This window comes from Nocardiopsis ganjiahuensis DSM 45031 (assembly GCF_000341085.1).
GTDB lineage: Bacteria > Actinomycetota > Actinomycetes > Streptosporangiales > Streptosporangiaceae > Nocardiopsis > Nocardiopsis ganjiahuensis.
Genome location: NZ_ANBA01000009.1, coordinates 558,509 through 581,680, shown reverse-complemented (window position 1 = coordinate 581,680; position 23,172 = coordinate 558,509). Strand labels below are relative to the sequence as shown.

Sequence of the window (23,172 nt, the reverse complement as noted above, 5' to 3'; positions counted from 1 at the left end):
GTCTCCGGAGACGGTCACACGAGCTGGCGCGACTTCCCCGGTGCCAGGTCGTGAGCGAGTTCCCGCCGAGAAGGTGGACAATAGCGGCCGTGTCCGGAGGCCCGCCGGTACTCCGGAGGGGCCACGCGAAAGGACACCGTGGAGCGCGCCCAGTGCGCTGCACGGACTCAGGGGGAGACCGCGACAGCGTGGAGGAACAGCAGCGCATGGGGGACAACCGGCAGCACGAGCGACCCGACGGGGACAGCTCACCAGGTCAGGGCCAGGACATCGATGCGAGCATCCGTGCCGCACGCGAGGGGATCGATCCACTGCACGTGCCGGTGATGCTCGACCGGATCGTGGAACTGCTCGCCCCGGCGCTCAGCCGTCCCGGGTCGGTGTTCGTCGACGGCACCCTCGGGCTCGGAGGGCACTCCGAGGCCCTGCTCAAGGCCTGCCCGAACATGCGCCTGGTCGGTGTCGACCGGGACACCAGCGCCCTGGAGCGCAGCGCCGAGCGGCTGGCGCCCTACGCCGACCGCACCCACTTCGTGCACGCCGTCTACTCCGACATCCCGCGCGCCCTCGACGAGGCCGGGGCCAAGGAGGCCGACGCGATCCTGCTCGACCTCGGCGTCTCCTCACCGCAGCTGGACGAGACCGACCGCGGTTTCGCCTACGCTCACGACGCCCCCCTGGACATGCGCATGGACCGCGCCCAGACGCTCACCGCGGCCGAAGTCGTCAACGAGTACCCCGTCGCCGAGCTCACCCGGGTCCTGCGCACCTACGGCGAGGAGCGCTTCGCCTCCCGCGTGGCCAGGGCCATCGAGCGCCGCCGCGCCCAGGGGCGCCTCGACTCCACCCGCGAACTGGCCGAGCTGGTCCGTGAGGCGATCCCCGCGGCGACCCGCCGTACCGGCGGGCACCCCGCCAAGCGCACCTTCCAGGGGCTGCGCATCGAGGTCAACGCGGAACTCTCCATCCTCAAGGAGACCCTGCCCGCCGCCGTCTCCCGCTTGGGCCTCGGCGGCCGCATCGCGGTGCTGTCCTACCACTCGCTGGAGGACCGGCTGACCAAGAAGGCCCTCAGCGCCCTGGCCGTCGACACCACACCCGCCGACCTCCCGGTCCCCCTCCCGGACAGCCAACCGGAACTCCGACTCCTCACCAGGGGCTCGGAACTCCCCACGGACGAAGAGAACGAACGCAACCCGCGCGCACAGTCGGCACGCCTCCGGGCGGCCGAACGGGTGCGCTGGCCGTCGCGGCAGTAGGGAGAGCAGATGGGCACGAAGACGGACACCCGCCGCACAACGAAGGGGCGGGCCACGACCACGAGGCGTACCGGGGCCGCCAAGCGCCCGGTGGCGTCCCCACGGCCCGCGCGTCCTGCGGCGACCACGCGCACCACCCGCCCCGGCGGTACCGGGACCGCGCCGAAGATTCCGTTCGTCCTGCTCATCCTGTGCCTGCTCGGCGGCGCGCTGGTGGCCCTGCTGGTGCTGCGCAGCGTCGTCGCCCAGGAGGCCTACACCATCACCAGCCTCCAGTCGGAGAACCGCGAGCTGTCCTACGTGGAACAGCAGTTGGAGAAGTCCGTGGCCGAGAAGGAGACCTCCGATCGCATCGCGAACGAGGCCGAGGAGATGGGGATGGAACAGGGGGAGGCCCCGCTCTTCCTGGACCTGGACAAGGGTGAGATCACCGGGGACAGCGGTGACTCCACCGGAAACGCTGGGAGCGGTGAGTGAGCAACCCCCGGGACCGACGCCCCCGTGACCCCCGCAGACCCGGAGCCGCAGGACGCCCCGGGTCCCGGCCCAGCAAGCGACCCGAACGCGAACCCCGCCGCCCCGGCGGCGGGACCGGCGGCGGGGCGGGGTCCCGCACGCGTTCCGGCGCGGCGGGCGCGAGCCGGGGGAGCGCGGCGCGCGAAGTACGCAGAGGGGGCGAGCGGCCCCGTCGCAGGGGCTCGGCGCCCCCGCCTCCACCGCCGTTGCTGCGCCGCACCTTCCGGCCGGGTGACCCGGGCCGGCGCATCAAGATCGGCGGGGCCATCATCGTCGTCATCCTGGTGCTCTTCGCCGGGCGGCTCACCCAGATCCAGGGGGTGGAGGCCGACGCCTACGCGGAGGCCGCCGCCAACCTGCGCCTGCAGACCATCGACATCCCGACCCTGCGCGGCCAGATCACCGACGCCGAGGGCAACCCCTTCGCGTTGTCGGTGGAGGTCCGCAACGTCTTCGTCGACCCCGAGGAGGTCAAGGAGGAGGAACGCGACCAGCTCGTGACGGAACTGGTCACCCGCTTCGGTCTGGAGCAGGACGAGGTCGAGGCCAAGGTCGACGCCGCCCCCAGCCGCTACCAGGTGGTGGCCACCGAGGTCTCGCCCGACGACTGGCAGGACATGCGCGACCTCGGCCTCTCCGGGGTGGGCGCCGAGGTCGACTACGAGCGTGTCTACCCCGAGGAGACCGGAGCCGCCGACCTGATCGGTTTCGTGGGTTCCGAAGGCCACGGTCTGGAGGGGTTGGAGGGCTACCTCGACTCGACCCTCGCCGGTGAGGCCGGCAAGCGCCAGGTCGAGGTGGGCATGGACGGTACCCAGATCCCCATGGCCGGCGGTCTGGTGCGTGAACCCGAACCCGGACAGGACGTGCGCCTGACCCTGGACCGCGACCTCCAGTGGTACGCCCAGCAGGCTCTGGCCGAACGGGTGGAGGAGCTGGACGCCGAGGGCGGCAGCGTCGTCGTCACCAACACCGACCACGAGATCCTCGCGATGGCGGACTACCCGTCCTACTCGCCGAACGACATCGGCGCCACCGGGTCCGAGCAGTGGTCCAACGGGGCGGTGGCCGAGACCTTCGAGCCGGGCAGCACCAACAAGGTGATCACCCTCGCCGCGGCGCTGGAGGAGGGGCTCACGACCCCGGAGACGGTGTACACCGTGCCCTACTCCCTCCAGTACTACGACCGGACCTTCCGCAACTCCACCAACAACGGCACGCAGCGGTTGACGGTCAACGGGATCATGGCCCAGTCCAGCAACGTCGGCACGATCAAGATCGCCGACGAGGTGGGCCGCGGGACCCTGTACGACTTCATGAAGGACTTCGGGCTCGGCCAGCCGACCGGCCTGGCGCTGCCGGGGGAGGAGGCGGGCATCCTCACCGACCCCGACGACTGGTGGGGCACCCAGCTGCCGTCGGTGTCCATCGGGCACGGGCTCTCGGTGAACGCCACCCAGATGGCCCTGGTCTACGCCACGGTGGCCAACGGAGGGGTCCGGGTGGAACCCCGGCTGGTCGCCGGCACGGTCGACCCGGAGGGTGAGTTCACCCCGTCCGAGGAGCCCGAGAAGACGCGGGTGGTCAGTGAGGAGACCGCCGAGCAGCTCGCCCTGATGCTGGAGGCCGTCACGGGAGACGAGGGCACCGCCCCGCAGGCCCGGATCGACGGTTACCGGGTGGCCGGCAAGACCGGTACCGCCAACCGCCTCGATCCCGAGACCGGGGCCTACAACGAGGGCGTCTACACCGCGACCTTCGCGGGCTTCGCCCCGGCGGACGACCCGGAGCTCATCGTCCAGGTGGTCCTGCACAACCCGAAGGAGACCTACTACGGCGGCGAGGCGGCGGGTCCGGTGTTCAACGACATCATGTCCTTCGCCCTCAAGACCATGAAGGTCCCGCCGACGGACACCGAACCCCCGGCCATCCGCCTCTTCGAGGACGAGGACGAGGAGGACAGCGACGGCTGACCCGGCCCCCGGGAGGGGCCGCGGGGGCGGGGTCCCGGCCCTGGGCCGGGGACCTCACTCACCGCTCCCCTGGGGGAGCGAGTCCAGACGGGCGCGGACGGCGCGGACGTGTTCGGGGCCGGTGCGGCAGCAGCCCCCGACGAACACCGCGCCGTCCGCGTGCCATTCGGCGGCGGCCTCCCCGAAGCCCCGGGGGTCGCCGGTGCCGGTCCACCGCTGGGTGGTGGCGTCCCAGGTCTCGCCGGAGTTCGGGTAGGCGACGGACGGCAGGCCCGCGGACGCGACCTCGCGGAGCAGCGACGGGACGTGCCGGGGCGGCACGCAGTTCACGCCGACCGCGAGGACGCGGCCGCTCCGGTGCAGGGGCGCGAGTTCGGCGGCGACGTCGCGCAGCGGGGTGCCGTCGCTGATGTGCGCGGCGTCCGAGCAGGAGAAGCTGAACCACGCGCGGGCCCCCGGGGTCTCCTCCAGGAGGCGGGCCAGGGCTCGGGCCTCGGGGAGTGAGGGCAGGGTCTCACAGGCGACCAGGTCGGCCCCGGCGGAGGTGAGGACCTGCCAGCGCTCGCGGTGCCAGGCGTACAGCTCGTCCTCGGTGAGGCCGTAGGCGCCGGTGTACTCCGAGCCGTCCGCGAGGGCGGCGCCGTAGGGGCCCACGCCGGCGGCCACGAGGCCGGAGCCGAAGGCGTCGCGTTCGGCCAGGGCGAGTTCCACGGAGCGGGTGAGGAAGCCGAGGGCCTCGGTTCGGGAGTAGCCGCGCCGGGTGAAGGCGGGGACGCTGGCCTGGTAGGCGGCGGTGATGGCGACGTCGGCGCCGGCCTCGAAGTAGTCGCGGTGCACCCGGGAGACGAGCCCGGGTTCCTCGGCGAGGAGACGGGCCGACCAGAGACCGCCGCCGAGGTCGCGCCCGTAGGCCTCCAGGCGTGTGGCCAGGCCGCCGTCCAGTACGAGTGCCTTGCTCATGGTGGTGGCACCTCCTCCGGCTCCAGTATCACGCGTAATCTGGATGTCGACCCCGGGAGGGCCCGTCATCGAAAACAGCCGACAACGCAGCGTGGAAATTACCGACAGGTCCTCCACAGCCGTTAACCTCCACTCGTGCCACCGGTAATGCGACCTGAACACACCAAACTCCGTCCACTGTCCGCCCTCGCAGCGCTGCTCGGGCCGGACACCACCCTTCTGCGCCCCGACCTCAGCGCGGACCGTCCAGCGGACATGCCCGACCGGGAGATCCATGTCCGCGGTATCACCCACGACTCGCGCAAGGTCCGGCAGGGCGACCTGTACGCGGCCCTGCCCGGGACCCGCGCGCACGGCGCCGACTTCTCACAGCAGGTGGCCGACGCCGAGGCCGCCGCGATCCTGACCGACGCCGCGGGCGCCGACCGCGCGGCCGAGACCGGTCTGCCCGTCGTGGTCGTGCCCGACGCGCGCGCCGCACTGGGCACGGCGGCGGCCTGGGTCTACGGCGACCCCGCCCAGGACCTGCTTCTGGTCGGTACCACCGGTACGAGCGGCAAGACCACGATCACCTACCTGATCGAGTCCGGCATGCGCCAGGCCGGGATGAGCACCGGCCTGGTCGGTACCGTGGAGATGCGGGTCGGCGACGAGCGGGTCGCCTCCTCCCTCACCACGCCCGAGGCCACCGACCTGCACGGGTTGTTCGCGGTCATGCGTGAGCGCGGCACCACGGCGGCGGCGATGGAGGTCTCCAGCCACGCCCTGGCCCTGGGCCGTGTGGGAGGTACGCGCTACGACGTCGCGATCTTCACCAACCTGTCCCAGGACCACCTGGACTTCCACTCGGACCTGCGCGACTACTTCGACACGAAGGCGCTCCTGTTCACCCCCGAGTACTGCGACATCGCGGTGGTCAACACCGACGACCGCTTCGGCCGGGCCCTGGTGGACATGGTCCAGGGGCGCGGGGTGGTCCCCGTGACCACCTTCGCCGTGGAGGGCGGTTCGGACGCCGGTCCGGAGAACGGCATGGAGGCCGACTGGAAGGCCGTGGACGTCGAACTGGGCGCCACCGGGAGCAGCTTCCGCATCGTCGGCCCCGGGGGGATGGAGGCGAGGGCCTCCGTGGCGCTGCCCGGACCGTTCAACGTCTCCAACGCCATGGCGGCCGTCGTCGGCCTCGTCGAGGCCGGGATCCCCCTGGAGACCGCGATCGCCGGTGTGGCCGCGGCCCCCGGTGTTCCGGGCCGGATGGAGTCGGTGGAGATCAGCGGTACCTCCTCCGGGTTCCAGGACTTCGCCGCCCTGGTGGACTACTCGCACAAGCCCGGGGCCATCGAGGCCGTGCTGAGCGCTCTGCGGGAGACCACGGACGGCCAGGTCACCATGGTGGTCGGCTGCGGTGGCGACCGCGACCGGGCCAAGCGTCCGCTGATGGGCGAGGCCGCCGCGCGCCTGGCCGACCAGCTGATCATCACCAACGACAACCCGCGCACCGAGGACCCCGTCACCATCGCCACCTCGATGCTGGAGGGCGTGGCCAAGGTCCCCGAGGAGCAGCGGGCACGCGTCACCGTGGAGTTCGACCGGGCCGAGGCGATCGGTCTGGGCGTGCACCGGACCGGTCCCGGCGACGTGGTCGTGGTCGCGGGCAAGGGCCACGAGACCGGTCAGTACGTCAAGGGCGAGGTCCTGCCCTTCGACGACCGCGAGGTCCTGCGGAGCGCCATCGAGGACGCGCTGCGCACCCGGGCCAGCGAACGGCTCGGCAACGCCCTTCAGGACGTCCACCGGGCTCCCGAACAGGGCTGACGAGCGCGACACACCCGGGACGCGCCGCGCGAGGTGCCGTCCGCTTTCCGGGACGCGGCCTCGGGCCGCGTCCCGGTGGTGTGCGCGCCGCCGACGTGCACGGATCACCGGCGCCGGGGCCGCCGTCGATCACGAAGTGGAGCATATTGCTCTGCGCAGGGCCCCGCCGGGACCCCAGACACCCCAACATGTTCTAAGGTAGGTCCGGCAATCGCAGCCCGACACGTGCCGCCCACGGTGGCGCCCACGGCCCGGTTCGGACCGGTCACCGTGGTGAAGCCCGGCGCGGCATCGCGCGCACGGTATCCGCGGTGCCATCCCCTGACCCGAACCCGAGGCCGGGTGGCCAATGCCCCTGGGGCGCCGTGGGCCGGGCCTGACATGAGGAGTGGATTTGATCGCGCTCACGCTCGATCGGATCGCTGAGATCACCCAAACCGCCATCGGCGGATCAGCGCGCCCCGACGCCGTCGTCGACGGCCCCGTTGTCATCGACTCGCGACAGGTGGCGCCAGGTGCGCTCTTCGTCGCCCTGAGCGGTGAACGGGTCGACGGTCACGACTTCGCCGGGTCCGCCGTCGCCGCCGGTGCGACCGCGGTCCTGGCCTCACGCCCGGTCGAGGCCCCCCACCTGCTGGTGGACGGCGGCGACGACGAGGTCGTGGCGGCCCTGGCCCGGCTGGCCCGGTACGTGGCCCAGGAGCTCAGCGATCCGGCGCGCGGGACGGCCGCGGCCGAGGTCGTGGGGGTCACCGGCTCCTCCGGGAAGACCACCACCAAGGACCTCATCGCCCAGGTCGTCAGCGGCACGGGACCCACCGTCGCCCCCGCCGGTTCGTTCAACAACGAGATCGGTCACCCGCTCACGGTGCTCCGCGCCGACACCGGCACCAAGAACCTGGTGCTGGAGGTCGCGGCCCGCGGGATCGGGCACATCGCCCACCTGTGCCGCGTGGCCCCGCCCCGGATCGGTGTCGTCCTCAACGTCGGCAGCGCCCACATGGGTGAGTTCGGCGGCCGGGAAGCCATCGCCAGGGCCAAGGGCGAGCTCGTCGAGTCCCTGCCGTCCGGCAGTGACCGGCGCGGCGAGGGCGGCGTGGCCGTCCTGAACGCCGACGACCCGCTCGTGCGTGCCATGAACTCCCGCACCGACGCCCGTGTGGTGCTCTACGGCACCGCCGAGGACGCTCAGGTGCGTGCCACCGACGTCGTCCTGGAGACCGACGGCGCTCCGTCCTTCACCCTGAACCTGCGCGGCCGCACGGCCCGGGTCCGGCTGGGGTTGGTCGGAGCCCACCAGGTCAGCAACGCGCTGGCGGCCGCGGCCGTCGCCGACGACCTCGGCATGGACATCGAAGACATCGCCGCGGCCCTCGGCGCGGCGACCCCGGTCAGCCGTTGGCGGATGGAGGTCACCGAACACCTCGGTGTCACCTTCGTCAACGACGCCTACAACGCCAACCCCGAGTCGGTGCGGGCGGCGCTGACCACCCTGGGCGCGCTCGCCCGGGACCGTCGGTCCATCGCCGTGCTGGCCCACATGGCCGAGCTCGGCGACGACGGCCACGCCGAACACGAGAGCGTGGGTGAGCTGGCCGCCGAGACGGGTGTGGCCCACCTGGTCGTGGTCGGCCCGGCGGCCGAGGGAATCGCCGTCGGCGCCGAACGCGCCGCCCAGCAGGGGCGGTGGCGCGGTGAGAGCATCCGGGTTCCCGACGCGGAGGCGGCAGCCGACGCGGTGCGCGAACGGATGCGCACAGGAGACGTTGTCATTGTGAAGGGATCGCGCGTGGCTGCGCTCGAAAGGGTTATCGACCTCATCACCAAGGGTGATGTCCAGTGATCGGCATCACCATAGCGGCGGCGTTCTCGCTGATCATCTCGATGGTGCTGATGCCGCCGCTCATCAAGCTCCTGTACCGGTTCAAGTTCGGCCAGGAGGTCCGCGACGACGGCCCCGAGGGCCACAAGACCAAGCAGGGCACGCCCACCATGGGCGGCATCGTCATCATCCTCGGCGCGGTGGTCGGCTACTTCGCCTCCCACCTGGTGCTGTGGCTGATCCAGCCGACCGCCTCCGGGCCCACGGCCTCCGGCCTGCTGGTGATGTTCCTGTTCGTCGGCATGGGCTGTGTCGGCTTCCTCGACGACTTCATCAAGATCTACAAGCGCCGCAGCCTGGGCCTGCGCAGCGGCGCGAAGATGGTCGGCCAGGCCGTCGTCGGCGTCGGCTTCGCCTACGGCGTCACCCAGTTCCCCAACGGGTACGGCTACACCCCGGCAGCCCCCCAGCTGTCCTTCCTCCGTGACTTCGGGCCGCCGCTGATGATCGGCGTGTTCGTCATCTGGGCGCTCTTCCTCATCGTCGGCTTCTCCAACGCGGTCAACCTCACCGACGGCCTGGACGGCCTCGCCACCGGCGCGGTCATCCTGTCGCTGGCCGCCTACGTGATCATCGGCAACTGGCAGCTGCGCCAGTCCTGCGTGGAGGCCCTCACCTCCAGCTGCTACACGGTCCGCGACCCCCTGGACCTGGCCGTGGTGGCCTCCGCGGTGCTCGGCTCGTGCATCGGCTTCCTGTGGTTCAACGCCCCGCCCGCGAAGATCTTCATGGGCGACACCGGTTCGCTGGCCCTGGGCGGCCTCATCGTGGGCCTGGCCATCACCACCCGCACCCAGCTCCTGCTGCTGATCATCGGTGGTCTGTTCGTCATCATCACCCTGTCCGTGATGATCCAGATCACCTCGTTCCGCCTCACCGGCAAACGGGTGTTCCGCATGGCACCGCTCCAGCACCACTTCGAACTCAAGGGCTGGGCCGAGACCACCATCGTCATCCGGTTCTGGATCATCCAGGGCCTGTTCATGGCGGTCGCCATCGGACTCTTCTACCTGGAATGGATGCCAAGCTAGAGGCATGCCGCACCACCATCCTTCCGACAGGTCCCACGCCGCCGCGCCCGCAGGGGACGACAACCCCTTCGCGGGCGCGCTGGTCTGCGTCGCCGGTCTGGGTGTCTCCGGGCCCCCCGTCGCCAGGGCTCTCCTGGCCCGGGGTGCCCGGGTGGTCGTCGTCGACGGACGCGACGACGACACCACCCGTCCGGTGGCCGCCGCCCTGACCGAGGCCGGAGCCGAGGTCGTCCTGGGCGACACCCCGCTGCCCGAGGACTGCGACCTCGTGGTCACCTCACCCGGCTGGCGCCCCGACTCCCCGCTCCTGGTCCGCGCCGCGGAGGCCGGGGTCGAGGTCATCGGAGACGTGGAGCTGGCCTGGCGGCTCAAACCCGCCGACCAGGTGTGGCTCGCCATCACCGGTACCAACGGCAAGACCACCACCGTGCGCATGCTGGAGTCCATCCTGCTCGCGGACGGCCGTGACGCGCTCGCCGTCGGCAACGTCGGCACCCCGATCGTGGACGCCGTCCTCCCCGACGCCGACGGCCACGTCCACGACATCCTGGCCGTGGAGCTCTCCAGCTTCCAGCTGCACTGGTCCAGCAGCGTCCGCCCGCACGCCGCCACCGTCCTCAACATCGCCTCGGACCACCTGGACTGGCACGGCGGGCTGGAGCCCTACGCCCGCGCCAAGGGCCGCGTGTTCGCCCGCGGCACCATCCGCGTGGTCAACACCGCCGACGCCTGGTCCACCCGCCTGGCCGAGGAGGAGGGCGACCCGCACACCCCCGTGGTGGGTCTGCGCCTGGACACGCCCCGCGCCGGTGAGTTCGGTGTGGTCGAGGACCTGCTGGTGGACCGGGCCTTCGTGGCCGAGCCGCACAGCAGCGCCGAGGAGCTCGCCACGCTGGGCGACGTGCGCCCGGCGGCGCCGCACAACGTCGCCAACGCCCTGGCCGCCGCCGCCCTGGCCCGCTCCGTGGGGGTCGCCCCGGCCTCGGTCAAGGCCGGCCTGGCCGCCTTCGTGCCCGAACCCCACCGCATCGCGCACGTGGCCTCGGTCGCGGGCGTGGACTACGTGGACGACTCCAAGGCCACCAACCCGCACGCCGCGGCGGCCTCCCTGAACTCCTACGCCTCGGTGGTGTGGATCGCGGGCGGCCTGCTCAAGGGCGCCGAGGTCGACGACCTCGTGGCCGGTGCGGCCCGCCGCCTGCGCGGCGCGGTGCTGATCGGCGCCGACCGGGAGCGCATCCGCGAGGCCCTGGCCGAGCACGCCCCGGAGGTCCCGGTGGTGGAGGTCGAGGGCCCCGAGCCCGACGCCCCCGCCGGGCACACCGTCATGGACGCGGTGGTCTCCCGGGCGGCGGCCCTGGCCGAGGAGGGCGACACGGTGCTGCTGGCCCCGGCCGCCGCCTCCATGGACATGTTCACGAACTACCCCGAGCGGGGCCGCCTCTTCGCCGACGCGGTCCACCGCCTGGGCTGAGCGGACACGGGGAGCCGCCGTTCTCCCGAACGGCCGGCTCCGCCGGACCGCCGACCCCTTCTGGTCACCAAGGGTCGTCCGCACGTCACCAAGGGTGTGCGGGCGGCCCTTCTTGTGCGGTGCGACACCCCGTGTGACGCCAAAGATGGCCAACACGCGGGAAATGTCCACGGTTCCCGACCCGCCGGTACGCAAGTATTGAGGCGCGAATCGTGCGGAGGGTGTGGATGGCGGCGACGACAACGGTTCCCGGGGTGCCCCGTTCCCGGGCACGCACGGCGGCTGGCGGGCGCGAAAGAGCGCTCTGGCGTGAGTGGGCCCGGTCCCTGGACCGACCCCTCACCTCCTACTACCTGATCCTCAGTACCGGGGTGATGCTCATCGCCCTGGGACTGGTGATGGTGCTGTCCTCGACGATGGTCAACTCCATCACCGAGACCGGCTCGGCCTTCTCCGTGTTCCAGCGCCAGCTGGTCTCGGCGGTGATCGGTCTGCCGCTCATGGTGATCGCCTCCCAGACGCCGCTGTGGGTCTTCCGCATGGTCGGCTACCCGGCGATGATCCTCTCCGTGGCGCTGCTGCTGCTCACGGCCTTCCAGGGCACCGAGGTCAACGGCGCGATCCGCTGGCTGGAGATCGGCGGTCTGCGCATCCAGCCCTCCGAGCCCGCCAAGATCGCCTTCGCCCTGTGGGGCGCCAACATCCTGGCCCGCAAGGAGGAGCTCAAGGAGCTCACCGAGTGGCGGCACCTGCTCATCCCGCTGCTGCCCGGTTGCGGTCTGCTCGTGCTGCTCGTCCTGCTGGGCTCGGACCTGTCCACCACCCTGGTCCTGCTGCTGGTCTTCCTCGGCCTGCTGTGGGTCGCGGGCGCTCCCGGGCGGCTCTTCGTGGCCATGTTCGGCCTGGTCCTGGGTCTGGCCGCGATCGTCATCGCGATCGAGCCCTTCCGTATGGCCCGCATCACCGCCTTCCTGGACCCCGGTGCGGACCCGTCCGGCTCCGGCTTCCAGTCCCTGCACGGCCTCTACGCCCTGGGCACCGGCGGGATCTTCGGGGTCGGCATCGGCGCCAGCCGGGAGAAGTGGGGGTTCCTCCCCTTCGCCGAGTCCGACTTCATCTTCGCCATCATCGGCGAGGAGTTCGGTCTCATCGGCACCCTGCTGGTGCTCGGCCTGTTCGGCATGCTCGGCTACGCCGGGCTGCGCGTCGCCTTCCGCGTCAAGGACCCCTTCTCGCGGCTGGCCGCCTTCGCCATCGTGACCTGGATCATCGGCCAGTCCATGATCAACATCGCCGCCGTCATCGGTCTGGTGCCGGTCACCGGTATCCCGCTGCCGCTCGTCTCCTACGGCGGGTCGGCGCTCATCCCCACGATGATCGCGCTCGGGGTGCTGCTCGCCATCGCCCGCAGCGAGCCCCAGGCACAGAAGGCCCTGGCCGCTCGGGGTCCCAGTTGGGCCCAAAGGGCTCTAAGCTGGCTTGGCCTGGAGAACATCGTCGCTTCCGTCCGGAATCGGAGCGGTTCGACGGCCTCCAAGCGCACCACCACGCCGCGCGCTCCGCGCAAGTCGGAGAACCGCGGCGCCAAGGCGGGTGTCAAGACCACGGCCAAGAACAAGAGCGGACCGGTACCGGCTGGTGACCGGCCAAGGAGGAATAGGCGACGATGAGGGTAGCCCTAGCCGGAGGCGGCACGGCCGGGCATATCGAGCCCGCACTCTCCCTTGCGGACGCGCTCCGGCGCATCGACCCCAACACGGAGATCCTCTGCCTGGGAACGGAACGCGGCCTGGAAACCCGGCTCGTCCCCATGCGCGGCTACGAACTGGGCCTGATCCCGGCGGTTCCCCTGCCGCGCCGGCTCACTCCGCAGCTGCTCACGGTCCCCGGCAAGCTCGCGAGCGCGCTCAGCGCCGCGGGTGAACACCTGGACAAGCTCCAGGCCGACGTCATCGTCGGCTTCGGCGGCTACGTGGCCACCCCCGGCTACCTCGCGGCCCGGCGGCGCAAGATCCCCATCGTGGTGCACGAGGCCAACCCCCTCCCGGGACTGGCCAACCGACTCGGCGCGCGGATGACCCCGCACGTGTTCACCGGCCACCCCCACGCCCAGATCCGCAACGGCCGCTTCATCGGCATCCCCCTGCGCCAGCAGATCACCTCGCTGGACCGGCTGGCCATGGGAGACAAGGCCCGCGCCTACTTCGGCCTGCGCCCCGACCTGCCGACCCTGCTGATCTTCGGCGGCTCCCAGGGCGCCCAGCGCCTCAACGAGACCGCCTTCAACGCCGCCGCGGCCTTCCGTGACGCGGGTGTGCAGGTCCTGCACGTCGTCGGCCCCAAGAACGCCGACGAACCCCAGGACCTCACCCAGGACGGCATCCCCTACGTCGCGGTCCCCTACGTGGACCGCATGGACATGGCCTACGCCGCCGCCGACGTGGCGATGTGCCGCTCCGGGGCGATGACCTGCGCCGAACTCACCGCGGTGGGCCTGCCCGGCGCCTTCGTGCCGCTGGCCATCGGCAACGGCGAGCAGTCCCTGAACGCCCAGCCGATCGTCCAGGCGGGCGGCGGCCTGATGGTCAACAACGCCGACGTCTCGGTCGAGTGGATCACCGGCCAGCTCATCCCGCTGCTCACCGACACCGACCGTGTCGTGTCCATGTCGGAGGCGGCCGCCCGGATGGGCCGCCGCGACGCCGACGCCGAGCTGGCCCGCGAGGTCATGGCGATCGCCCGGGGCGACAAGCCCACCCCTGAACTACCCCTGCCCGACGACGACCACGACGACGCTTTCTACGACGACGGGAAGGACGCACGATGAGCCTGGTCCAGCCGACCGACCCGGTCCCCGTCGACGAACTCGGCCGCACCCACTTCATCGGCCTGGGCGGGGCCGGCATGTCCGGTATCGCCCGTGTGCTGCTGCAGTCCGGTGCCGAGGTCTCCGGCAGTGACGCCCGCGACAGCGACACCCTGCGCGAACTCGAGCAGATGGGCGCGCAGGTCTTCGTCGGCCACGCCGCCGAGAACCTGGGCAAGGCCGAGACGCTCGTGGTCTCCTCCGCGATCCGCGAGGACAACCCCGAGCTCGTCGAGGCCCGCGCCCGCGGCATCCGCATCCTGCCCCGCGCCGCCGCCCTGGGCGCCCTCCTGCTGGGCCGCGAGGGCATCGCGGTCTCCGGAACCCACGGCAAGACCACCACGACCTCCATGGTCACCGTGGTCCTGCAGCACCTGGGCGTCGACCCCGGCTACGTGATCGGCGGCAAGCTGGTCACCACCGGCCTGGGCGCCGACGCCGGGATCGGCGAGGTCATCGCGGTGGAGGCGGACGAGAGCGACGGGTCCTTCCTGATGCTCTCGCCCAAGATCGCCGTGGTCACCAACGTCGAGGCCGACCACCTCGACAACTACAGCGGCATCGACGAGATCCACGCCAACTTCGCGGACTTCGTCGACCGGGTCGAGCGCACCCTGATCGTCGGGATCGACGACCCCGGTGCCCGCACCGTCGCCGAACTCGCCCGTGAGCGCGGCAAGAAGGTGCTCACCTACGGCGAGGCCGAGGACGCCGACTACCGGATCACCCGGGTCCGCGCCCGCGGCTTCACCACCGAGTTCACGCTCACCACCGCCGCTGGAGAGCCGATCGACGGCACCCTGGCCGTCCCCGGCCGCCACAACGTCCTGAACGCCGCCGCCGCGGTCGCGGTCGCCGACGAGCTCGGCCACGACCTGGAGGTCGCGGTGGAGGGCATCGCGGACTTCGCCGGGGCCGCCCGCCGCTTCGAGCTCAAGGGCGAGGGCAACGGGGTGGGTGTCTACGACAGCTACGCTCACCACCCCACCGAGATCGACGCCGACCTGCGCGCCACGCGCGCCGCGTTGCGCTCCTTCTCCGAGGACGCGGCGGATAATGGGGAGGAGATCCCCGAAGGGCGGGTCGTCGCCCTGTTCCAGCCGCACCTGTACAGCAGGACCCGCATCTTCGCCGAGGAGTTCGCGACCGCCCTGAGCCTGGCCGACGAGGTCGTGGTGATGGCGGTCTACGCGGCCCGGGAGGACCCCGAGCCCGGGGTCACCGGAGAGCTCATCACCTCCAAGGTCTCCCACGACCGGGTCCGGTACGTACCGGACCGCGAGGAGGCCGTGCACCGGGTGGCGGAGCTGGCCCGCCCCGGGGACATCGTTCTCACCATGGGCGCCGGTGACATCACCGAGCTGGGACCGCTGATCGTGGAGGAGCTGGCGCGGGCCGCCGACGCCGCACACACCAGCTAGAGAGGCACACACGTGGCCGCTGACCGGCACAGGGCGAAGACCACGACGGGGGGCGGGCCGGGGGCCGCGACCGCGGCACGCGCCGGCTCGGACCCCTGGAAGGTCGCCTTCGCGGTTCTGCTCGTCGTCTCACTGGTCTGCGTGGTCACGTGGGTGCTGCTCGGCTCCCGCCTGCTCGTGGTGCGCGACGTCGCCGTGACCGGTCTGGACCGGGTGTCGCAGGAGGAGGTCGTCGCGGCCGTGGCCGTGGACACGGGTACCCCGTTGATACGGGTGGACCTGGACCACAGCCGCGACCGCGCCGAGAGCCTCGACCTGGTCGAGTCCGCGAAGGTGACCCGCGGCTGGCCCGCCACCCTCAGGGTGGAGGTGGTCGAGCGGCGTCCCCTGCTCGCCATCCGGGTGGGGGAGGAGTACCGGCTCGTCGACGGGGACGGAGTGCGGATCGAGGACTCCCCGACCCGGCCCGGCACACATCCGCTGGTCCGGGTCACCGGGGAGATCGAGGGCAACGGGGCGGTCCGGGCCGCGGCGGACATCGTCGAGGAGGCCCCGGACTCCCTCATCGCCCAGATACAGCTCATCGACGCCACCGACACCGAAGAGATCACCGTCGAACTCGGTGACGGCTCCTTCGTGGAGTGGGGCGACGCGCACAACACGGCTGACAAGAGCGACGTCCTGCGCGTGCTGATGCGCGAGCATCCGCCCGAGGAGGGGCGCGTCTACGACGTCGGATCCCCCGACTTGGCCATCGTCAGGTGAAGGGCGCGCCAAGGAACGGGCTGCGGGCGGAAGAGGTGGGGCAAGGGCCTCTTCCGGGTACAAGTGGGTCCGGAGCTCCCCGAACCGATGCACCGCGAGGACATTCCAGACGCGACGCGCCGAGTGCGCACTTCGCTTCCTTGCGTTATACGCCGTTAGGCTGAAGCTGTCATCGGTTGCTCGTACCCGGCGGTCCGCTTACTGTCGGGAAGCACAACCACCGTCAACAACGCAGTAAAACACGCTTTCAGGGGTACGCAGGAACTGTTTTTCCCGCTTCGCGGAGCGGGTCGAGGCCGACCCGAGGGTCGGCCCGGCAAACGGAGAACGGTATTCGGCCGCCCCGGGTCCCCCACAGACAGCCCCGCACGGGCGCTGGTCGGGAACACCCGAAACGCACACTGTAGAACCGGATGCCGGACCGCCGGCGCACCTGCTGGCCACAGCCAGCACACGCGAAGACGGAACGGCGTATGCGAGCGGAAAGGCCCCTCGTCGTGGCAGCACCGCAGAACTACCTCGCGGTCATCAAAGTCGTCGGCATCGGCGGCGGCGGTGTCAACGCCGTCAACCGAATGATCGAAGAGGGGCTCAAGGGCGTCGAGTTCATCGCGATCAACACCGACGCCCAAGCGCTGCTGATGAGCGACGCGGACGTCAAGCTCGACGTCGGCCGCGAGCTCACCCGTGGCCTTGGCGCAGGCGCCAACCCCGATGTCGGCCGAAAGGCCGCCGAAGACCACCGTGAGGAGATCGAGGAGGTCCTCAAGGGGGCCGACATGGTCTTCGTCACGGCCGGAGAGGGCGGCGGCACCGGCACCGGAGGAGCCCCGGTCGTCGCCAACATCGCCCGCTCCCTCGGGGCGCTCACCATCGGTGTGGTCACCCGTCCCTTCGGTTTCGAGGGCAAACGGCGGGCGACCCAGGCCGAGTCGGGGATAGCGATGCTCCGCGAGGAGGTCGACACCCTCATCGTCATCCCCAACGACCGCCTGCTGTCCATCTCGGACCGCCAGGTCAGTGTGCTGGACGCCTTCAAGGCGGCCGACCAGGTCCTGCTCTCCGGTGTTCAGGGCATCACCGACCTGATCACCACGCCGGGCCTGATCAACCTGGACTTCGCCGACGTCAAGTCGGTCATGTCCGGGGCGGGATCGGCGCTGATGGGGATCGGATCGGCACGAGGGGACGACAGGGCCGTGGCAGCGGCCGAACTGGCGATCTCCTCGCCACTGCTCGAAGCCAGTATCGACGGTGCGCACGGAGTGCTGCTGTCCATCCAGGGCGGCTCCGACCTCGGACTGTTCGAGATCAACGAGGCGGCGCAGCTGGTCGCCAACTCCGCGGCGCCCGAGGCCAACATCATCTTCGGTGCCGTCATCGACGACGCCCTGGGCGACGAGGTGCGGGTCACCGTGATCGCGGCCGGCTTCGACGAACCGGAGGTCACCGGCCCGGTGGTGCGGGAGCGCCAGCCGGTGGACCCTCCTGAGGCCGTCGCCCCCACGGCAGGCATCACGTCCGGCAGGGAGGGTTCGCCGGCCAAGGCGACGCCGTCCGCCGCGGACGCGAGCGGGGCGCCGGCCACCAGCATGCCGTGGATCGCTCCGTCCCGTCCGGCCGAGCCCGTCCAGGAGGCGCCCCGGCCCACCATGCCGCCGGTCCAGCCCGCGGTGACCCAGGAACCGGTCCGCCAGGAGCCCCAGCAGGTCCAGGCCACGGCCCAGAACGGCCAGGTCGAGGGCAACGGCTACCCGGTCTCCCACAGCGAGCCCGAGCCGGTCGCCCAGGAGCCGCAGCAGCAGGCGGCCCCGGTCGAGGAGCACGCGCCCGAGCCCGAGCCGGAGCAGGAAGCCCAGCCGAGTCACATCCACGCGGTCTCGGACGCCTCGGACCGCCGGGGTGAGGTTCCCACGCCCCGCCGCCGGGTCATCTTCGACGACCCCGACGACCTGGACGTGCCGGAGTTCCTGAAGTAGTCCCTCACCATCCCGGTACCATCGACGTGTCAGCGGCCCCGACCCTTGTGGCGGGGCCGTCGCCGCCCCCGGAGGAGCAGCCCGGCAGACCAGCCGTCCGGTGCTCCCACGGGGCAGAGGGAAGGTCCGCGTCGCGCCGATGGGCAACATCATCGACCTGGGGCACGGTGTCCGTGCCGCCGTCACCGAACGCAAGGGCGGCGTGAGCCGGTCGCCGTTCGACTCGCTCAACCTCGGGTTGGGGACGGGTGACACCCGCGAGGCGGTCACCGCCAACCGCGTACGCGCGGCCCAGGAACTCGGGTTCGACGTCGAGAAGGTCGTGTGGATGAACCAGGTCCACAGCGCCGACGTGCTCGTGGCCACCGAGCCCGGCGGGGTCGGCACCTGCGACGGGGTGGTCACCACCCGGCCGGACCTGGTCCTGGCCTCGATGGCCGCGGACTGCCTGCCCGTGCTGGCCGCCGACTCCGGAGCCGGTGTGCTGGGAGCGGCCCACTCGGGACGTCTGGGCACCGCGCACGGGGTGGCCGCCAACCTGGTCGACACGATGGTCGCCCAGGGCGCCCGCCCCGACCGCATCACCGTCTTCCTCGGCCCGGCCATCTGCGGCGGATGCTACGAGGTCCCGCCGCGGCTGCAGGCCGAGACGGCCGAGCGCACCCCCGAAGCGGCCTCCACCACCCGGCAGGGCACCACCGGCGTGGACATGGTCGCCGCGGTCACGGCCCAGCTGCGCCGTTCCGGAGTCACCGACATCACCGCTGACGGCCGCTGCACCCTGGAGAGCCCCGAGCTCTTCTCCCACCGCGGGGACGCGCCCACGGGACGGTTCGCCTCCTTCCTCTGGCGCGTGTGACCCCGGAGCACCTCGACTCCGGAGCCCTCGGAACCTCCGGGGCCACTTCCGGTCACGTGTGTCCCCCTGGCGGCCCCCGCCGTGCCGCACCTCAGATCCACAGCAGTCCCACAGCAGAAGGAACACCCGTGTCACAGACCGACCCCGCGCGCACCGAGCAGATCCGCGCCAACCTGACGGCCGCGCGGGCCAGGATCGAGGCGGCCTGCGCCAGGGCCGACCGCGATCCCTCGGAGGTGTCACTGATCGGAGTGACCAAGACCTATCCGGCCAGTGATGTGCGCATTCTCGCCTCTCTCGGTGTCACCGACGTCGGCGAGAACCGCGACCAGGAGGCGGCGCCGAAGGCAGCGGAAACCTCTGACATCGCTTTGACCTGGCACTTCGTCGGTCAGCTCCAGACCAACAAGGCCCGTTCGGTGGCCTCCTACGCGGACGTGGTGCACTCGGTCGACCGTGCCAAACTGGCGCGGGCGCTGGGGGACCGGGCCGCCGCGGCGGGCAGGCGTCTGACCTGTCTGGTACAGGTCAACCTGGACACCGACTCGAGGGCCGGGGTCATCGGACCGCGCGGCGGCGTGGATCCCGGCGACGCACCCGGGCTCGCCGAGCGCATCGCCGAACACGAGGCGCTCACACTCGGCGGTGTCATGGCGGTAGCCCCCCTCGGGGGCGACCCGGACGCGGCCTTCGCCCGGCTTTACCAGGTGGCGGGGCGGATCCGGGATCGCTACCCTCAGGCAACAGTGATCTCCGCGGGGATGAGCGGGGACCTCGAAGCCGCGGTCGGGCGAGGCGCGACACACCTGCGACTCGGTACGGCGTTGCTCGGCGCTCGGGGACCGATCGTGGGGTAATGTCCCCACATAGACCTTGGGGCCTGTCTGTGGCGTTCGCCCGAATGGACGAACACCCCGCGTACGCGGGGCACAGGGGCCGAAGACGGAGGAGTCGGCTGCGGTGAAGACCGCGGGGACGACGGAGGACATGAGATGGCCGGCGCAATGCGCAAGATGGCGGTCTACCTCGGCCTCGTGGAGGACGACCGTTACGATCACCGCTATGCGGACGAATATGATGAGTTCGACGATTTCGACGAGGGCGTGGAAGAGCAGCGTGACCGCGACGCTGACACCCCGCGAGGCGAGGAAACACGAGGCGACGCTGTGACGGACACCGGCGACTACCTGGGAACGGGTGAGCGACGCGGTGGTACGACCACGACTGCCTCAACCGCCGACCTGGCTCGGATCACCACGCTCCATCCACGTACCTACAACGAGGCGCGTACGATCGGAGAGCACTTCCGGGAAGGTACACCGGTGATCATGAACCTGACCGAGATGGTCGACAGCGACGCCAAGCGTCTGGTCGACTTCGCGGCTGGTCTGATCTTCGGTCTCCATGGCAGTATCGAACGCGTGACCAACAAGGTGTTCCTGCTGTCCCCGGCCAACGTCGAGGTGACCGCCGAAGACAAGGCGCGGATCGCCGAGCGAGGGTTCTTCAATCAGAGCTAGATCATCACATTTGTCCAGAGATTGGGTCGGGGAACGACCGTGAGTATCGTCCTGTACGTGCTGTCACTTCTGCTGCAGCTGTTTGTCTTCGTGCTGATAGCGAGGGTGGTTCTGGAGATGGTTCAGTCCTTCTCCCGGACCTGGCGGCCCACCGGGTTCGTGCTTGTGCTCGCTGAGATCGTGTACACGATCACCGACCCGCCACTGAGGTTCCTGCGCAGGTTCATCAAGCCGATCCGGCTGGGGAGCATCGCACTCGATCTGAGTGTGCTGATCCTCTTCTTCGCCGTGATCATCCTCCAGAGCATTCTGGGAAGCCTGATGCTGAGCGTGGGATAAGAGGAGCAGAGGCAGAAAAGACAGCCCCTGATTCCGATATGTGGTCTTGGTCATGATCTGGATTGCCGTAAGGTCACGATCAGGTAGCGTCCCTACGGACAGACTCCAAGCGCGCCAAGGAGACGAACATGCCGCTGACACCCGCCGATGTGCGGAACAAGCAGTTCAGCACCACCCGGCTCCGACCCGGGTACGACGAAGAAGAGGTCGACGCCTTTCTCGACGAGGTCGAGTCTGAGCTGGACCGACTGATCCAGGAGAACGAGGAACTGCGCGGCAAGCTTGCCGAGTGCCTGCGGGGCAAGGTCCCCAACGCCGGCATGCAGGACTTCCAGCAGCAGGAGCAGGCTCCCGAGGCCCCGCAGCAGATGGAGCAGATGCGCCCGGAGCCCGTCCAGGCGCAGCAGCCCGTCGAGCCGCCGCAGCCGCCTGCCCAGCAGCCGCAGATGGGCATGACCGGTGCCAACATGGCCATGGGTGGCGAGGAGAACATGGACACGGCCGCCCGTGTCCTGGCGCTCGCCCAGCAGACCGCCGACCAGGCGATCTCCGACGCCCGCCGCGAGGCGGACGAGACCCTCGGCCGCGCCCGCCACGAGTCCGAGGACATCCTCGGCAAGGCGCGCCGCCAGGCCGACCAGATCATCGGTGAGGCCCGGGCCCGCTCCGAGAACCTCGACCGTGACGCCCAGGAGCGCCACCGTCAGGTCATGGGCAGCCTGGTCCAGCAGCGCGAGGAGCTCGAGCACAAGGTCAACGTGCTCAAGGACTTCGAGCGTGAGTACCGCAGCCGCCTGAAGGACTACTTCGAGCGTCAGCTGCGCGAGCTCAACGAGGAGGGCAAGTCCATCGAGCCCAACCCGAACACCACGGGCGGTTTCCAGACGATGGCCCCCCAGTCCGGCGGAACCCCCGCGCTCCAGCAGCACGGTCCCGGCGGCAACCCGTTCGGTCAGCCCGAGCCCGCCCAGCACGGTGGTTTCCACCCGGGTGAGGCCCCGCACGAGCGTCGCTGATCTCATCGCGGCAGTGCGGCTCCGAACAACTGAAGACTCCGGCTCCACACGTGTAAAGGCCCTGGTCGACCCGTGATCCTTAGCCTCCTCGCCACTGTGGCGGTGTTGGCGGCCCTTGCCGCCATCGCTGCTGCCCTGGTGCTCGCCGAACCCGCCCTGGTGTACATCGCCCTGGGGCTCGGCGGGCTGAGCGTCCTCCTCCTGCTGGGCGCGATCATCCAGGGACGGTTCAGCGGAGGCAGAGCGGATACGGAACGGACGGACGGTTTGGGGAAGTCGTCCGTCCCCGTGGCGGCCGCCGCAACCGCGGCCGGCACGGTACCGGCCCCACCGTGGGTACCGGAGGAGTCTCGGCGCGTGCCCGCACCGGCTGAACAGCCGGTGCGGGAATCCGCTGTTTCGGGGCACCACCCCGTACCCCTGGAGCACCCGGTCGGAGAGCCGCAGCCGACGGCCGCCGACGAGAGCGAAGAGGAACCGGAGTTCGAGGTTCCCCGCTGGCAGACCCCCACCGTGGGAAGTTGGCCGGAACCGGTCGCCGAGCCGGACGAGGCGGCCGTGGCCCCCGAACCCGTCGCGGATCCTGTCGAGGAGCGCGCCGCGGAGCCGGTCGAAGAAGAGCCTGTGGAAGAGGCCCGCGAGGAGGAGGCTCCCGCGGAGCAGCCCGTGGCGGCGGAGCCCGCAGAGGAGCCCGTCCAGGCTGAGCCCGCGGAGCAGCCTGCAGAGGCTGACACAGAGCCCGCGGAAGAGCCCTGGGCACCGGAGCCCGTCCAGGCTGAGGTTGAGCCCGCAGAGGAGCCCGTGCAGGCTGAGGCAGAGCGGCCCGCGGAGGCGTTCGCCTACCGGATCCCCACGCTGACCACTCGCGAGGACCGCGAGGAGACACCCGACGAGGACGCGCCCCGCCGCGAAGCCCCCCACGAGGAGGCGGAGCCCGCGGAGGAAGCCCTCGCCGAGAAGCCCGCAGAGGACGCCGCGGAGGACGCCGCGGGGCCCGGGGCCGAGGACACGGTTCCCGAGAAGGGATCCGCCGAGGAGCCGTTCGAAGCCGCCTCCGTCCAGGAGGAGACCTCCGAGGACGGTCCGGGCGAGACGGAACCCGTCATCGCGGAGGAAGAGGCCCGGGAAGCCCCCGAGGACGACAACGCGGCCCCCGCCGAGGAGCAGGATTCGGAGAGCGAACGCCCGGAGGCCGGACCCGAGGGCGACGAAGCGTCCGCAGCAGGGGCCGAGGACTCGGCCCTGGCCTACGCCGCCCTCCTCGACACCGACACAGAACCCGACACCGAACCCGATGCCGGAACCGGAACCGGCTCCGATGCCGAGACGGAACCGTCGGAGGGACCGGAGGACTCGGAGGAGTCCGCAGGGCCGGACGACGGTGAGGCCTCCGCGGAGGACCGCACGAAGCAGCCGGACTCCTCCTACTCCGGCTGACCCGCGCACGCAGGCACCGCACAGACACCACGAAGGGCCCCGCTCCGAGGAGCGGGGCCC

General features: G+C 71.0%; 19 protein-coding genes. 18 read left to right on the top strand and 1 reads right to left on the bottom strand.

The features are described 5' to 3' along the window. Positions 1–206 precede the first annotated feature (206 nt). Genes rsmH through D458_RS0113640 form a run of 3 tightly spaced genes read left to right on the top strand, consistent with a single transcriptional unit; the run spans position 207 to position 3,748 of the window. On the top strand, positions 207–1,259 hold the full coding sequence (rsmH, locus tag D458_RS0113650; protein ID WP_017587313.1) for a 16S rRNA (cytosine(1402)-N(4))-methyltransferase RsmH: 1,053 nt from the start codon (positions 207–209) through the stop codon (positions 1,257–1,259). Positions 1,260–1,268: 9 nt separating this feature from the next. Continuing rightward, the gene (locus D458_RS36985; protein ID WP_017587312.1) at positions 1,269–1,736 is read left to right on the top strand and encodes a hypothetical protein; all 468 of its coding nucleotides are present in this window, start codon (positions 1,269–1,271) and stop codon (positions 1,734–1,736) included. Then, positions 1,733–3,748 (top strand): peptidoglycan D,D-transpeptidase FtsI family protein, encoded by a 2,016-nt coding sequence (locus D458_RS0113640; protein ID WP_040702387.1) that lies wholly within the window; start codon positions 1,733–1,735, stop codon positions 3,746–3,748. The genes D458_RS36985 and D458_RS0113640 overlap by 4 nt, the downstream gene beginning before the upstream one ends. 54 nt (positions 3,749–3,802) lie before the next feature. Here D458_RS0113640 and mmuM read toward each other — a convergent pair whose 3' ends face one another. Next, complete coding sequence (mmuM, locus tag D458_RS0113635) at positions 3,803–4,708, bottom strand: homocysteine S-methyltransferase (protein WP_017587310.1); 906 nt, start codon at positions 4,706–4,708, stop codon at positions 3,803–3,805. Between the two features lie 147 nt (positions 4,709–4,855). Here mmuM and D458_RS0113630 point away from each other — a divergent pair, with 147 nt between their 5' ends. From D458_RS0113630 to D458_RS34850, 15 genes are all read left to right on the top strand, one after another. After that, positions 4,856–6,523 (top strand): UDP-N-acetylmuramoyl-L-alanyl-D-glutamate--2,6-diaminopimelate ligase, encoded by a 1,668-nt coding sequence (locus D458_RS0113630; RefSeq protein ID WP_017587309.1) that lies wholly within the window; start codon positions 4,856–4,858, stop codon positions 6,521–6,523. A gap of 394 nt (positions 6,524–6,917) precedes the next feature. After that, complete coding sequence (locus tag D458_RS0113625) at positions 6,918–8,366, top strand: UDP-N-acetylmuramoyl-tripeptide--D-alanyl-D-alanine ligase (RefSeq protein ID WP_017587308.1); 1,449 nt, start codon at positions 6,918–6,920, stop codon at positions 8,364–8,366. Beyond that, complete coding sequence (gene mraY, locus D458_RS0113620; protein ID WP_017587307.1) at positions 8,363–9,436, top strand: phospho-N-acetylmuramoyl-pentapeptide-transferase; 1,074 nt, start codon at positions 8,363–8,365, stop codon at positions 9,434–9,436. The genes D458_RS0113625 and mraY overlap by 4 nt, the downstream gene beginning before the upstream one ends. Before the next feature lie 4 nt (positions 9,437–9,440). Next, on the top strand, positions 9,441–10,910 hold the full coding sequence (murD, locus tag D458_RS0113615) for a UDP-N-acetylmuramoyl-L-alanine--D-glutamate ligase (protein WP_017587306.1): 1,470 nt from the start codon (positions 9,441–9,443) through the stop codon (positions 10,908–10,910). A 227-nt stretch (positions 10,911–11,137) separates the two neighbouring features. Beyond that, the gene (gene ftsW / locus D458_RS0113610; RefSeq protein WP_026119278.1) at positions 11,138–12,580 is read left to right on the top strand and encodes a putative lipid II flippase FtsW; all 1,443 of its coding nucleotides are present in this window, start codon (positions 11,138–11,140) and stop codon (positions 12,578–12,580) included. Then, positions 12,577–13,737, top strand: coding sequence for an undecaprenyldiphospho-muramoylpentapeptide beta-N-acetylglucosaminyltransferase (murG, locus tag D458_RS0113605; RefSeq protein WP_017587304.1), 1,161 nt, complete (start codon positions 12,577–12,579; stop codon positions 13,735–13,737). Before ftsW ends, murG begins: the two co-directional genes overlap by 4 nt. Continuing rightward, entirely contained in the window at positions 13,734–15,197 is a 1,464-nt protein-coding gene (gene murC, locus D458_RS0113600; protein WP_017587303.1) for a UDP-N-acetylmuramate--L-alanine ligase, read from the top strand. Before murG ends, murC begins: the two co-directional genes overlap by 4 nt. A 12-nt stretch (positions 15,198–15,209) precedes the next feature. Continuing rightward, positions 15,210–15,962 carry a cell division protein FtsQ/DivIB gene (locus tag D458_RS0113595; protein ID WP_017587302.1) on the top strand — a complete coding sequence of 251 codons (753 nt, stop codon included), beginning with the start codon at positions 15,210–15,212 and terminating at the stop codon, positions 15,960–15,962. A gap of 497 nt (positions 15,963–16,459) precedes the next feature. Next, positions 16,460–17,941 (top strand): cell division protein FtsZ, encoded by a 1,482-nt coding sequence (ftsZ, locus tag D458_RS0113590; protein ID WP_017587301.1) that lies wholly within the window; start codon positions 16,460–16,462, stop codon positions 17,939–17,941. 139 nt (positions 17,942–18,080) lie between these two features. After that, positions 18,081–18,800, top strand: coding sequence for a peptidoglycan editing factor PgeF (pgeF, locus tag D458_RS0113585; RefSeq protein ID WP_017587300.1), 720 nt, complete (start codon positions 18,081–18,083; stop codon positions 18,798–18,800). Positions 18,801–18,928: 128 nt separating this feature from the next. Further along, on the top strand, positions 18,929–19,657 hold the full coding sequence (locus tag D458_RS0113580; RefSeq protein ID WP_017587299.1) for a YggS family pyridoxal phosphate-dependent enzyme: 729 nt from the start codon (positions 18,929–18,931) through the stop codon (positions 19,655–19,657). Positions 19,658–19,792: 135 nt separating this feature from the next. Then, positions 19,793–20,320 (top strand): cell division protein SepF, encoded by a 528-nt coding sequence (locus D458_RS0113575; protein ID WP_017544502.1) that lies wholly within the window; start codon positions 19,793–19,795, stop codon positions 20,318–20,320. A gap of 39 nt (positions 20,321–20,359) precedes the next feature. Next, positions 20,360–20,659, top strand: coding sequence for a YggT family protein (locus D458_RS0113570; RefSeq protein ID WP_017587297.1), 300 nt, complete (start codon positions 20,360–20,362; stop codon positions 20,657–20,659). Between the two features lie 128 nt (positions 20,660–20,787). After that, on the top strand, positions 20,788–21,675 hold the full coding sequence (locus D458_RS0113565; RefSeq protein ID WP_017587296.1) for a DivIVA domain-containing protein: 888 nt from the start codon (positions 20,788–20,790) through the stop codon (positions 21,673–21,675). A 72-nt stretch (positions 21,676–21,747) separates the two neighbouring features. After that, a complete protein-coding gene (locus tag D458_RS34850; protein WP_152521128.1) occupies positions 21,748–23,112 on the top strand; it encodes a hypothetical protein in 1,365 nt (454 codons plus the stop codon). Positions 23,113–23,172 lie beyond the last annotated feature (60 nt).

Excerpts from the sequence above, each read along its gene's own strand:
- rsmH (WP_017587313.1), top strand. The coding sequence starts at position 207 with ATGGGGGACAACCGGCAGCACGAGCGACCCGACGGGGACAGCTCACCA.
- D458_RS36985 (WP_017587312.1), top strand. The coding sequence starts at position 1,269 with ATGGGCACGAAGACGGACACCCGCCGCACAACGAAGGGGCGGGCCACG.
- mmuM (WP_017587310.1), bottom strand. The coding sequence starts at position 4,708 with ATGAGCAAGGCACTCGTACTGGACGGCGGCCTGGCCACACGCCTGGAG.
- D458_RS0113630 (WP_017587309.1), top strand. The coding sequence starts at position 4,856 with ATGCGACCTGAACACACCAAACTCCGTCCACTGTCCGCCCTCGCAGCG.
- murD (WP_017587306.1), top strand. The coding sequence starts at position 9,441 with ATGCCGCACCACCATCCTTCCGACAGGTCCCACGCCGCCGCGCCCGCA.
- ftsW (WP_026119278.1), top strand. The coding sequence starts at position 11,138 with ATGGCGGCGACGACAACGGTTCCCGGGGTGCCCCGTTCCCGGGCACGC.
- murG (WP_017587304.1), top strand. The coding sequence starts at position 12,577 with ATGAGGGTAGCCCTAGCCGGAGGCGGCACGGCCGGGCATATCGAGCCC.
- murC (WP_017587303.1), top strand. The coding sequence starts at position 13,734 with ATGAGCCTGGTCCAGCCGACCGACCCGGTCCCCGTCGACGAACTCGGC.
- pgeF (WP_017587300.1), top strand. The coding sequence starts at position 18,081 with ATGGGCAACATCATCGACCTGGGGCACGGTGTCCGTGCCGCCGTCACC.
- D458_RS0113575 (WP_017544502.1), top strand. The coding sequence starts at position 19,793 with ATGGCCGGCGCAATGCGCAAGATGGCGGTCTACCTCGGCCTCGTGGAG.
- D458_RS0113565 (WP_017587296.1), top strand. The coding sequence starts at position 20,788 with ATGCCGCTGACACCCGCCGATGTGCGGAACAAGCAGTTCAGCACCACC.